The sequence below is a fragment of the Streptomyces sp. NPDC057963 genome, from assembly GCF_042887155.1.
GTDB lineage: Bacteria > Actinomycetota > Actinomycetes > Streptomycetales > Streptomycetaceae > Streptomyces.
The window spans coordinates 16,152-28,217 of record NZ_JBHVPX010000033.1 but is presented as its reverse complement, the minus strand read 5'-3'; the positions used below and the strand labels follow the sequence as shown (position 1 = coordinate 28,217).

General features: G+C 70.1%; 12 protein-coding genes. 3 read left to right on the top strand and 9 right to left on the bottom strand.

Features of this window, described 5'->3' with window-relative positions:
* Positions 1-30: 30 nt before the first annotated feature.
* The 5 genes from ACFVT1_RS37665 to ACFVT1_RS37645 form a co-directional block, all read right to left on the bottom strand.
* A complete protein-coding gene (locus ACFVT1_RS37665) occupies positions 31-687 on the bottom strand; it encodes an O-methyltransferase (protein ID WP_389804409.1) in 657 nt (218 codons plus the stop codon).
* Positions 688-785: 98 nt separating this feature from the next.
* On the bottom strand, positions 786-1,847 hold the full coding sequence (locus ACFVT1_RS37660) for a TauD/TfdA family dioxygenase (RefSeq protein ID WP_389804406.1): 1,062 nt from the start codon (positions 1,845-1,847) through the stop codon (positions 786-788).
* Between the two features lie 34 nt (positions 1,848-1,881).
* Positions 1,882-3,054 carry a phenazine antibiotic biosynthesis protein gene (locus tag ACFVT1_RS37655; RefSeq protein ID WP_389804404.1) on the bottom strand — a complete coding sequence of 391 codons (1,173 nt, stop codon included), beginning with the start codon at positions 3,052-3,054 and terminating at the stop codon, positions 1,882-1,884.
* On the bottom strand, positions 2,985-3,929 hold the full coding sequence (locus ACFVT1_RS37650) for an HpcH/HpaI aldolase/citrate lyase family protein (protein WP_389804402.1): 945 nt from the start codon (positions 3,927-3,929) through the stop codon (positions 2,985-2,987). The genes ACFVT1_RS37655 and ACFVT1_RS37650 overlap by 70 nt, the downstream gene beginning before the upstream one ends.
* Entirely contained in the window at positions 3,926-5,149 is a 1,224-nt protein-coding gene (locus tag ACFVT1_RS37645) for a CaiB/BaiF CoA transferase family protein (RefSeq protein WP_389804400.1), read from the bottom strand. The genes ACFVT1_RS37650 and ACFVT1_RS37645 overlap by 4 nt, the downstream gene beginning before the upstream one ends.
* Positions 5,150-5,519: 370 nt before the next feature.
* Here ACFVT1_RS37645 and ACFVT1_RS37640 point away from each other — a divergent pair, with 370 nt between their 5' ends.
* Positions 5,520-6,587, top strand: coding sequence for a ParB/RepB/Spo0J family partition protein (locus ACFVT1_RS37640; protein WP_389804397.1), 1,068 nt, complete (start codon positions 5,520-5,522; stop codon positions 6,585-6,587).
* 13 nt (positions 6,588-6,600) lie between these two features.
* Here the strand turns inward: ACFVT1_RS37640 and ACFVT1_RS37635 are convergent, their stop codons facing one another.
* The 3 genes from ACFVT1_RS37635 to ACFVT1_RS37625 form a co-directional block, all read right to left on the bottom strand.
* Positions 6,601-8,004, bottom strand: coding sequence for an MmgE/PrpD family protein (locus ACFVT1_RS37635; RefSeq protein ID WP_389804395.1), 1,404 nt, complete (start codon positions 8,002-8,004; stop codon positions 6,601-6,603).
* The gene (locus ACFVT1_RS37630; RefSeq protein WP_389804392.1) at positions 8,001-8,792 is read right to left on the bottom strand and encodes a cyclase family protein; all 792 of its coding nucleotides are present in this window, start codon (positions 8,790-8,792) and stop codon (positions 8,001-8,003) included. The genes ACFVT1_RS37635 and ACFVT1_RS37630 overlap by 4 nt, the downstream gene beginning before the upstream one ends.
* A 94-nt stretch (positions 8,793-8,886) precedes the next feature.
* The gene (locus ACFVT1_RS37625; RefSeq protein ID WP_389804390.1) at positions 8,887-9,660 is read right to left on the bottom strand and encodes a thioesterase II family protein; all 774 of its coding nucleotides are present in this window, start codon (positions 9,658-9,660) and stop codon (positions 8,887-8,889) included.
* Between the two features lie 603 nt (positions 9,661-10,263).
* On the opposite strand from ACFVT1_RS37625, the gene ACFVT1_RS37620 reads away from it, so the two are divergent.
* Both ACFVT1_RS37620 and ACFVT1_RS37615 read left to right on the top strand, forming a co-directional pair.
* A complete protein-coding gene (locus ACFVT1_RS37620; RefSeq protein ID WP_389804387.1) occupies positions 10,264-10,671 on the top strand; it encodes a response regulator transcription factor in 408 nt (135 codons plus the stop codon).
* A gap of 18 nt (positions 10,672-10,689) precedes the next feature.
* Positions 10,690-11,061 (top strand): nuclear transport factor 2 family protein, encoded by a 372-nt coding sequence (locus tag ACFVT1_RS37615; protein WP_389804385.1) that lies wholly within the window; start codon positions 10,690-10,692, stop codon positions 11,059-11,061.
* Between the two features lie 258 nt (positions 11,062-11,319).
* Here the strand turns inward: ACFVT1_RS37615 and ACFVT1_RS37610 are convergent, their stop codons facing one another.
* Positions 11,320-12,045 (bottom strand): cytochrome c oxidase assembly protein, encoded by a 726-nt coding sequence (locus ACFVT1_RS37610; protein ID WP_389804434.1) that lies wholly within the window; start codon positions 12,043-12,045, stop codon positions 11,320-11,322.
* Positions 12,046-12,066 lie beyond the last annotated feature (21 nt).

Here is a 12,066-nt window from a genome sequence, read left to right as displayed (position 1 = left end):
ACGGAATGACGCCACCCGGCGCGCTTCCACTCACTTTTTTCTGACGAGCGTGATTCCGTCCGCCATCGGCAGCAAGCAGATTTCGACTCGCTGGTCGGTGTGGAGCCGGATGTTCAATTCGCGCACCGAAACGGTGTCGATGTCCGTCACGGCCGGATCGGCGACCCGGCCGAAGAACAACGTGTTGTCCACCACAATCAGTCCGCCCGGGCGCAGCAGGGATAGCGATTCCTCGTAATAGTGGAGATATCCGGACTTGTCGGCGTCGACGAACACGAAATCGAACTTTGCGCCCTCCTCACGCAGCGCCGCGAGCGTGGCACGGGCGTCGCCGACCCGAACCTCGATCAGGTCCGCCACCCCCGCCTTCTCCCAGAACGGCCTGCCCATGTCGGGCCACTTCGCCGCGATGTCGCAGGTCACCAGCCGCCCGTCGGTCGGCAGGGCGCGCGCCATGCACAGCGTGCTGTAGCCGGTGAAAGTGCCGATCTCCAGCACGGCGCGGGCGCCGGTGAGGCCGACGAGCAGCGCGAGCAGCTGTCCCTCCTCGGGCATCACCTGCAACGCCTGTGCCGCCGGCACCGTCGCCGTCTCGGCCCGGAGCCCGGCGAGCACCTGGTCGTCACGCAGAGAGGTGGCCCTCACGTAGTCGAGTATTTCTTGGTTCGCGGTGATCTGCTGAGCCATGAGGATACTTTCGTGAAATGTGGGAGCGGGAGAGTGCGTTTCCGAGCGGCGGCCGGACCGGCCGCCGCTTCGTCATTTCAGCCAGCCGTTGTGGACAGTCAGGCGGGGATGACGACCCCGAGCTCGTCGGCCTGCCTCCGCTGGAACTCGCCGAACTCCCCGTGCAGCTGCCAGCGCCGGGCCGCGCCTCGCAGCGTGCCGGGTTCCCTGGTGCCCCAGGCGGCCTCGAACTCCGGCGGCAGCAGCCTGCTCGACGGCACCGACCACCACATGCGCAGCAGGTGCCGTCCGGTGTCCGCCTCTTCGCTGTCGAACGTCGTCCGGCCGTGCAGCACCAGGTGGTTGTTGATCAACTGCAGATCACCCGGCTGGAACTCCATGGCGGTGACCAGGTCCGGCCGGGCCGCAATCTCCTCGACCGCCTCGATGGCGCGCCGCTGCCGGTCGGTCAGCCGCGGCGCCGCGGAGTTGTCCTGGCTGCGCAGGATCCGGCGGAGGTAGAACCGCGTCGTGGTCCGCCCCTCGTGGCGGCCGAACACCGGGCACAGGAAGAAATCGGGGTGGTGCTCGTCCGGCGAGGCGACGTCGGCGAACGGAAGCGGTTCGTACAGCGCGGGCAGCAGGTCGGGGTACACCCACGAGATCTCCCGCCGCACCGCTTCGGCACTCACGACGAGGCTGGTGCCGCCGTGGGCGGCGGCTCGTCGGCACAGCAACCCGACGATGTCCGTCGAGTCGATGTGGAACCCGATGTGCTGGTTCGAGCTGTGTACCCGCAGCCTGCCCGCGCGGCCCTCGTCCCGGATGTCGACCATGTGGGAGTCGGAGTTGTTCTGGATGAGCGGCACCCCGAGGTACATGCCGAGCCCCCAGTAGAGCCGGCGGACCTCGTGCTCGCTCTTCCCTGCGACCGGGATCCCGCGGACCAGCGCGAAACCCGGCTCGTCCTCCAACGACCGCAGGATGCACCGCAGCTTCGGCCCCACCCTCGGCAGCGGGAAATCGGCCTCGCCGGCGGCGAAGTCGGACTTGCCGCTCGCGAGCAGCGTGGCGAACGCTTTGTCGATCTCGGCCGCCTCCGACACGGTCAGCTCGTGCAGCCACGGCTCCTCGTCCGGCGCGCGCGACACTCCGGGTTCCGCGTTCAGCAGAATCGACATCCCTCTTTCGTCCTTTCGGTAAACGTCGGCCGACTCAGTAGATGCCCTCGATCACCCGTTCACCGCCGAACTTCTCGACCGGCCGGGGATCGGCCACCGAATCGCCGAACTGCCCTTCCGGGCCGCGGACCCGGATCGCCGAGTCCCGCTCGAGGTTGTTGGGCAGGAACACGCCCTTGCTGACGTGGCTCATCACGACCTGGCCGCGCCGGCCGTAGTCCACGGTCTCCCCGGTCTCGGGATCGACGACCCGGAACATCACGACCGGGGTGTACGGGTCGTAGATCACCTGGTCGCCTGCGCCGGTCCCGGTGCGTTCGGCCGCCCCTTCCAGGATCATGGCGCTGTTGTACCGGCTCACCATGCGCACCTGCGGGAAATGCACGCGCGACAGTTCGAACCGCTCGTCGGCGGTCATGTGCGCGCCGCCCCAGAACACCACGGCCACCTTGGCGTTGATGAGCTCGACGAGGCGGGGACGGCCGGCACATGCGCGCAGGATCGGCGGGGTGATCACCACGAGGCCGACGTGCTGGGTTTCGAGCACGTGCTCGATCTGGTCCAGCACGTGGTCCACATAGGACTTCACCTGGTCCTGCTCACCGCGGCTGATCAGCTTCTTGACCCAGCGCGGGTCCACGTCGATGGAGAACTTGATGGTGTTCTGCTTCTTCACCACGTCGTCGTACTGGCCGCCGATCTTGTGCGGCCCGGTCGGCGTCGCGATGAGGACGTTGCCGGGTTCCCGCTCGGCGAACACGGGACCGGCGAGCATCCGGTCGATCGAGCTCTCGAACCAGTCGGGCATGAGGATCACGCGTTTGGGCGCGCCGGTGGTCCCGCCGGTCTCGAACACCTTGGGCGCCGGCGGGTGGGGGCCGTAACCGCGCGGGATGAGGTCCTCGACGGGAATCCCCCGCAGCTCGTCGACGACGTTGGGGAACAACGTCAGGTCCTCGTAGCCGCGCACGTCGCGGATCGGGTCGAAGTCGAGGGTTTTGGCACGCTCGAGCCAGAACCGCGAGCCGGTGTCGGCGCCGAAGTGCCATTCGAGAGCGGTCCTGAGGTATCCCTCGGGGTCGGTCGGGCGGACCGCCGGGTCCAGCACCGCCCACCGCTTGTCGGTCAGGACGCCGGTCATGAAGAACCTCCGCTGTTCCGGATGTAATCCACCGATTCCGAAGTTCGTGCCTGCTCCACCGGCCACGCGACGTCCGTGACCAGGTTGAGCGCGGTGGCCAGCTCCAGGACCTGCTTCGCCCTGGCGAGCACGGGCGGGCCGACCATCTTCCCCTGCGACGTGATGGTGATCGACCTGCTCTCCAGCGCTGCGAGGTCCACGGCAGCGCAGATCTCCAGCGCGTCGTCGATCTCGTTCGTGGTCGGGGTGTAGACGTCGTGGATGACGGGGATCTGCGCCGGGTGGATCGCCATACGACCAAGGAACCCGAGCCGGCGGCCGTGCTTGCTGGTGACCAGCAGCCCGCGCAGATCGCGAGGCTCGGCGTACACGCTCTGGCACGGATTGGGCAGGCCGGCCGCACGCGCGGCCACGATCACGCGGGCCCGGCAGGTGTCCATGGTCGGCCCCTCGGCGGTGGAGCTGAGGTCGACCCGGAGATCGGACTCGCCGAGGCCGAGCATCGTCACCTCGGGCGACGCGGTGGCCAGGGCGAACGCGCGTTCCAGCGCGACAGCCGATTCGATGAGCACATGGATCTTCGCCGGGTGTCCCAGCTCCCGCAGCACCTCGGCGACGCGCCGGACGTCGGCGGGCGAGTCCACTTTGGCCACCCGCACCCCGGCGAGCGCGGGACCCGCGACCGCGCGGATGTCGTCCTCGCACAGGCCCGACGACATGGGGTTGACCCGCACGTAGGTGGGCTTCGCGGCCAGCGTGGCCATGGCCTCGGCGACGATCTCGCGAGCCTCGGGCTTGCGCGGGCCCGGGACGGCGTCCTCCAGGTCGAGTATCACCGCGTCGGCCTCGGTGTCGTAGGCGCGCGCGATCCGGTCCGGGTGGTGGCCAGGCACGTACAGGCAGCTGCGGAACACCCGGTGCTTTCCATGGGCGTCGGTCATGACCCGGCCTCCCCGGCCGTCGAGCGGGCGGGCCGGACGGAGCCGCACACGTCCTCGGTGTGGGCGCCGATCGGTGGACCGGCCCAGTCGATCCGGCCCGGAGTGGCCGACAGCCGGAACGGGACCCCAGGCATGCGCACCGAGCCGAGCTCGGCGTCGGGCACGTCCACGCTGAGACCGCGCGCCCGGAACTGCGGATCGGCCAGCACGTCGTCGACCTCGTAGATGGGAGCGACGGCCGCTTCGGCCGCCTCGAAGGCGTCCACGACCTCGTCCCGGCACCGGGCGGCGATCCACGGCCGGATCGCGTCGTCGATCAGCTCGCGGTGCTCGGCCCGGCCAACTCCGGTGGCGAACCACGGCTCAGCGCCCAGATCGGGGCGGCCGACCAGCCGGACGACGCGTTCGGCGACCGTGCGCGCCGGGGCGGAGACGGCGACCCAGCGGTCGTCCGCGCAACGGTAGACGCCCCGAGGCGCGCTGTTGTTGGACCGGTTGCCGACCCGTTCGGGCTTGAGGCCGAGGTGTTCGTAAACGGTGAGCTGGGCTCCCAGTGAGCCGATGAGCGTCTCGGTGATGGCGATATCCGCGATCTGGCCGGTGCCGATCACGTCGCGGGCGCGCAGCGCGATCAGCACCGCGAGGGCCGCGTGCAGGCCGGCGATGGCATCGCCGAGAGGGAACGCCGGGAGCGCGGGCGGCCCGTCGGGTTCACCCGACATCGCTGCCAGCCCGCTCATGGCTTCCGCCAACGTGCCGAAGCCGGGGCGGCGTGCGTACGGGCCGTCCTGTCCGAAGGCGGTGACCCTGGCCAGCACCAGCCGCGGGTTGGCCTCGGCGAGCACCTCCGGGCCGAGGCCCCAGCGTTCCAGCGTGCCCGGCCGGAAGTTCTCGATGAGGGCGTCGGCCCCGGCGGCGAGCCGGCGGAACCGCTGTGCGTCCTCAGGCTCGCGCAGGTCCAGCACAACGCTCTTCTTGTTGCGGCTCAGCACCTTCCACAGCAGCGGGACGTCGTCGTGCGCATGGCCGAAGCGGCGCAGCGGATCACCCGAGGGCTGTTCCACCTTGATGATCTCGGCGCCGAAGTCCCCGAGCAGTCTCGCCGCGAACGGTCCCGCGAACAGCGTGGAGGCGTCGATCACGGTGAGCCCGGCCAGAGGTGCCACGGGAGCGGGCACGGCCGACCTGCCACATTCGGTTCTGTCGCGCGGACTCGCCATACAGACCCTCCCCTCCGGGGCATCGGTGGATCACAGCGAAATTACGTAAGCCCACCGAGGAAGGTCAAGGTTGTGCACGCCGCGCCATTCTCGGGCACGGTTTTCGACTGCGTTTTCCGCGCAGTTGAACACCGGCGCCGGCATAACGGAACGTCCGGCACACCGAGCCGGTTATCTCCCGTAGCTCCCGCGGAGTTCGAATCCACCAGATCAGGTAGTGGCGGCGGCGACATCACCAGTTCTGGCTGTTTCGAGCCGCAGGGCCCTTGCAGGCGTTGGCGGGTCGCGGTGGCGCAAATATGCTGGCAATACCGCCACGTCCACTGAATCACGCGCAAACCGCGGGCCCTCCGACACGACCAGGAGTCCCATGTCCCAGGACGAGACGACCTGCTGGCCGGGCGACGATTCGCCGGCCTTCGCAGACTCCGAACCGGCTGCCTGGCTGTCGGACCAACTGGTCACGAGCACCGTCCGCCGCATTCCCATCAGCTCACTCAACCTCGATTTCACCTTACGGCAAGACCGGGTGAACACCGAACACGTGCAGATCCTCGCCGGGATCACCGAAGAACTGCCACCGATCGTCGTGCACGAACAATCGGGCCGGGTTCTCGACGGAATCCACCGCGTCCGCGCGGCCTTGGCGCAGGAGCGGAACCACATTTCCGCCATTGTGTACAACGGTTCGGACGACGACGCTTTCGCCGTGGCCGTCCGGCTCAACACCGCACACGGGCTGCCGCTCTCGCGCGCGGAGCGAATCGCCGCCGCGGCACGGATCCTGCGCACCCACCCACGGTGGTCGAACCGCATGATCGCCGGGGTCACCGGGCTGGCGGAGTCGACCGTCCGGGTGCGGCGCCGCGACCTTCCCGAACCCGGGCCCCGCTCCTGCACCCGGGTCGGCCGCGACGGCCGTGTCCGACCGGTGAACGCCGCCGAGGGGCGACTGCGGGCCAGTCGGCTGCTCGCCGAGCGCCCGACCGCGTCGGCGCGGGAAATCGCGCATGAGGCCGGAGTCTCGCCGAACACCGTGCTCGACGTGCGGCGCCGGCTTGCCGAGGGCCGGGAACCGGCGCCGGTCCAGGCCCGAGGAGGCGAGGCCGGTGCACCGGCGACCCCTTGCCCCACCGGGCCCAGCGACCTTGAGAAGATCACCGAGGCCATGCTGGTCGACCTGATGGCGGATCCCTCGATCCGGCTCAACGACCGCGGGCGGTTCCTGATCCGCTGGATGCGGGCCAACCGGGAAGCGCTCAACACCCGGTCCGACGTCGTCTGCGCGATCCCCGACCACTGGTCGGTCCCCGTGGCCAGGCTGGCCCGGGCGTATTCGTTGTTCTGGCAGGATCTGGCCCGGCAACTGGAACACCGGTCGGCGACACCGCCCCGAGAGAGCCCGGACCCGCTCCTCGAACCACCCGGCCTGCCGTAGGAATCCGGCGGGATCAGGTCGCCGAACGCAGCAGGCCGGTGATCGCCGCCGGCCCGGTGTCCGAAGCCAGCCCTGTCACCAGGGCGGCGAGTTCACCGGCCACCGCGTCATCCACCGCGCGCCGCGCGTTCATGCGGAACTTGGCCGTCAAGTCCGCGGCGGACAAAGGATTTTCCGGGCCGCCCAGGTTGTGCCGGACCCGTTCCTCGAGCACGGTGCCGTCGGCGAGCCGCACGGTGAGCACGGACGGGAACTGGTGCGGGAAGATCCGCGTGCACTCCGGGTCGGCCACCGGAGTCACCCTCGCGGCCAGCGCGAGGCGGGCCGGATCGGCCACCGCGTTGTCGGTGAAGTCGGCGTGGGACAGGCCGAGCCCGCCACCGCCGAGCAACGCGGCGGCCACCGTATACGGCCCGCTGAACGCGCCGTGGTAACCGGACAGCGGCCGGCGTTTGTCCTCGATCGGCTCGGCGATGGTGCGCAGCACCGGTTCGGGCACGCCGAGGGTGAGCTCGGTGATGATGGCGGGATCGATATCGCGCCGCCGGATCCGCAACGCGGCCTCCACCCCGGCGTGGGTGAAGTGGTTGCAGGGATAGGGTTTCACGAAGATCCGGTCGCTCTCCCACTGCTCGCCGAGGTCCCGGGTCACGGCTTCGAGGTCGAACCGGTCGCCGCAGAACGCACGCAGCAGGCCGAACCGGCCTTCCAGCACGGTCGGCGGCCCGGTGATCCCGTTCCCGGCGAGTGCCGCGGCCACCACCCCGGCGTGCGCCGCCCAACCGCAGTGGACCCGTTTGACCGTGCCCCCCGTCCGGTTGGCCTCGATGATCCCGGATCCCATGCTGCACGCGATGCCGATGGCCGAGGTCAGCCGAGCGGCGCTCAGCCCACGCAGTATCCCGGCCGCGACGGCGGCGCCGACCGTGCCGCAGATCGCGGTGGCGTGCTGGCCGCGGTCGAAGAACACCGAGTTCGCGTTCTGCTCGTCGTAGCCGGCCATGCCCAGCCGGCAGGTCACCTCGACCCCGACGGCCACGGCGTCGCAGAAGGCGGGCCCGGACGCGTCGGTCTGCTCCGCGACGGCGAGTGCCGCCGGCACGACCGCGGCCGACGGGTGCAGCACCGAAGGCAGGTGTGTGTCGTCGAAGTCCAGTGCGTGCGCGAGCGTGCCGTTGACCAGCGCGGCCGACGGCGCGGGCAGGCGGGTGGCCGAGCCGATCACCGTGGCCTGCGGCGAACCGCCCCACTCCCCCACCGTGGCCGCGACGGCCTCGGCCGGCCCCTCCGACAGCGCAGCGAGGCAGTTGCCGAGCAGGTCCAGGACCCGGCCGGCGACGTTGCTCCGCCGGTCGGCAGGCAGTCCGTCGTTCGCGACGAGTTCGGCCAGCGCGCCCAGCCGTTCGGCCGGGGTCACGCGCCCACCACCGCGATCGGCCGGATCGGGGAACCGGTGCCACCGACGATGCGCAACGGCGAAACCACGATGGGAAACTCTGTGAGACCCGACGCGGCGATCTCTTCCAGGTTGAGGTGTTCCATCAGGTAGATGCCGTGCTCGACCAGCAGCAGGCGGTGCACCGGCAGCGTCCGGTGGCCTTCGCCCGGCGGGATCCGCTCGTAGGCCGTCGTGTCGGCGCCGGTGGCCACGATGCCCTGCGCGGCCAGCCATTCGGCCGCGTGCTCGGCCACGCCGGGAACGCCGGTCGCGTGACCCAGGTAGGTCTCCGGGCTCGCGAAGTGGGCCGCCCATCCGGTCCGCACGAGCACGACGTCGCCGGGGCCGGGCAGGGCACCGGCGCGCTCGGCGGCCTCCAGCAAGTCCTTCCGCGTGACGCCGTAGCCGGGCTCGAGCACGTCCACCCCGAGCACTGCGGCAACGTCCAGCAGCAGCGCCCGCGCGACGAGCGGCGGGATCTGTTCGGCGCCGAGTTCGGTGAACGCACCGCCGCGCTGGGCCGTCTCCGCGTCCACGCCACCGTGCAGCCTGCCGTCGTGGCTGACGTGCGACAGCGCGTCGATGTGCGTGCCCACGTGCCCGCCGGTGACGATCACCTCGCTGCTGGCCGAGCCGCCGTCCGGCCGGCGCAGGTCGCCGTGCCGGCGCGCCAGCGTCATCCGGAAACCCGGATGGTTCGGGGAGCAGGGCATGCCGGTGAACAGCGGGTGTCCCAGCTCGATCGTGCGCACGCCCTTGGCCAGCACAGCCAGCAGCGCGCTGGTTCGCGCGTCCGTCATGAATCAACTCCCGGGATCGGCACGGCGGCCGGCCGCGGTCGCACGCCGGCCGCGAGCGTGCTCAGCAGATGGGCTCGGCTCCCCGCATGTTCAGTCGGCGCGCCAGGAGATCGATCACTTCTTTGGCGTGGTCGACGAGGTAGAAGTGCCCGCCGCCGAACACCTCCAGCTCCGTCGGCCCGGTGGTGTGCTCCGCCCAGGCCCGCGCCTCGTCGAGGGTGACGCGAGGGTCCTCGTCTCCGACGAGCACCGTCACCGGGCAGTCGAGGCGCGCATCGGGGTCGTGCCGATAGCGTTCGACGGCGCGATAGTCGCCGCGCACGGCCGGGAGGATCAGGGCGAGCAATTCCGGATCGGCGAGCATGGACTGGTTGGGTCCGCCGAGGCCCTGCAGCTCCGCCACGATCTGCGCGTCCGTGCCCTTGTGCACCTGCTCGTCGCGGTACCGGGAGGGCGCGCGCCGGCCCGAGGCGAACAACCGCGCAGGCGCGGGCAGCCCCGCTTCCCGCATCCGCAGCGCCACCTCGTAGGCGAGCACCGCGCCCATGCTGTGGCCGAACAACGCCAGCGGCCGGTCGGCCAGCTGGCGCAGCGCCGCGAAAATAAGGTCCGCGTACTCGGGCACGTTGTCGATGCCCGGTTCGTTCCGCCGGGCTTGGCGGCCGGGATACTGCACCGCCATCACCTCGACGTCGGGACCGAACGCCTTGGCCAGCGGGAAGAAAAAGCTCGCCGAGCCACCAGCATGCGGCAGGCAGGCCAGGCGCACCGCCGCGCTCGGGGCCGGGTTGTACGTCGACACCCAATTCTCGAAATACTCAGTCGAAGCCGTCACGTCGAATTGCCCCCTCGGTACGGCGTGTTGTTTCGCCGCACCGGGATGCTAGGTCGCGACAGCGGTGGCCGGGCATCCTCCGCCTTGATAGTTTCGGCCTGCGTCACCGCCGACCGGGATCGGTCGGGGTGCCTGGACGACCTCCTGCCCGCCCGCCGACGGCAACGAGTGAAGGCCCGCACCCGCAAGAACCTCACCAGCGAGTACGGACCGAACACCGGACAGCACCCCCAGAAGGCCCAGACCACACCGTCCGCGCTACCATCGCGTTCTTCGATCACGGCCTCAACAGCCGCTCACGGAGCTGCCGCAACGGTGTTGACGAACGGCCCCTTGCCTGATCAAAAAGCCGCTGGTTTAGTGACAACTGGTTGTCACCCGGCTATCGCTGAGCACGTCTCGTCGCCGAGGTCGCGGCGCTGGCTTTTTCGACTCGGGGAGGGGGCGTCGTCACAATGTGCAATTTTCGGCAGCCGCCGCGGCCGCGCTCGCCGCGCCTGGCGAACGGGCGAGGGCGCTCTTCAAGGGTGCCCTCGCGTGACCGGGCACGGGTCGCTGGTCCTTCGATCACACCCGGGTGCAGCTCGCCTACGGCGAACACCTGTGCCGCCTGCGCGCGACGGGCGAAGCGCAAACGCCAGCTGCGCAGCGTGCTCACGACGTTCCGGGATCTCGGCGCGCTGCCCGAGGCCTCCCGCGGCGAGGTGGAGCTGCGGGCCGCCGACGCCGACCACGCTGACGCCACAGGAGCTCGAGATCGTCAGGCTCGCCGCCGACGGCCTGACGAACAAGCAGATCGGCCAGCGGCTCTACCTCTCACCGCGGAGCATCGGCAACCACCTGTACCACGCCTTCCCCAAACTGGGCATCACGTCCCGCGTCAACCTCCGCGACGCCCTCAACTCTCCGATCGCGTCCGACACTCCGCACCACACGCCGGGCGCTCTGCGCCAGTGCCTCGGCAACCCCGCCCCCGCGGAAGGCGACGACGCGACCGGCCGCCGCACGTGACCGACGAGGGAGACACCCATGTCCCAGCAGGCCAACGAAGCGATGGCCAAACGCCTCATCCACCTCTACAACACCGACGTGCACGCCATGATCGACCAGTGCTACCCGGACGACCTCCGGATCAAGGTCAACGGCGTTCTCGCCATCACCGACCGCGACAAGTTCCACAAAGTCGAATCCGGGGTCCTCGTCATCGCGCCCGACCGCCAGGCCGCCATCACCCGCCTCCTGCACACCGGCGACGACACCGTCACCGTCGAAGGCACCTGCACCTTCACCGACACCGAGTCCGGCTCGACCCGCCGCACCTACTGGTGCTCGATCTGGACCATCACCAACGACCTCGTCACCTCCGACAGCACCTACCTCGACGCCTCCGTATGGACCTGAGTCGGCTCCGGCGAATAGCGCCGCCCGACCCGCAGCGCAACCGGCACCGGCCCGGAATCGCCTGGTCCAAGACCGCGGTCCGCGTCATCCTGACCAACCCACCGTCTACCTCCGCGAGGACGCCATCGCGGACCCACTCGACACTTGGCTGGCCAGACCTTCGCCCCAGCCCGCATCGAGCCCCAGGCCAGCCTCCTCTGCGAGCACTCGGTGCCGTACTCGGATCCCTGAGCCCATGGTGGTGCTGTACGGGGTAGGTCAGCCCGCGGCTGTGCTGGCTACAGCGACGTGCTGTCGGTTCCGGGTGGGACGCCAGGTGGCGACGAGGGCTGCGGCGAGGAGAAGCTCGGCGATGTCGCCGCCGTAGTACATGATCTGCGCGCCACCTTGGACCTGATCGATGGGTGCGTGCACGTTGATGAGGAAGCCGCCGTAGATCAGCTGGGCGATCAAGGCGTGCGCGGCGACCGCGATCCCGAGGACGACGAGCCGCGTGGGGACGCCGGGCCTGGCCGGTGCAGGGTCGGGGCCGGCGATGACCCAGGCGAACAAGCTGCCAGCCAAGAGGAAGTGCACGTGCATCAGCCAGTGCAGGACCGGCTGGTTCATGGTCGCGTTATACAGCGGGGTGAAGTACAGGACCGCGAGGGTACCGGTGCTCAGGACAAGGGCGGTGACCGGGTGTGCGAGCGCGCGGGCCGGGCGGCTGTGCAGAACGCTGGTCAGTGCCCGGGCCCGGGCTGCGGGCAAGGTGCGCAGCAGCAGGGTGACCGGCGCGCCGAGCACCAGGGCCAGGGGCGCGTACATTCCTATGAGCATGTGCTGGGCCATGTGCCCGCGGAAGTCGCCGTGGGCGAAGGGGGCCAGCGGCGGCAGCAGTGCTACGACGAGCAGGGCGCATCCGGTCGGGAAACTCGCCGTCCGCCAGCGCCCCCAGCCTTGGACGGGGTTGCGGTGCCAGGCCCGGCCTGCGAGGAAAGTGATTTTGGATGGTGATGTGGGGGC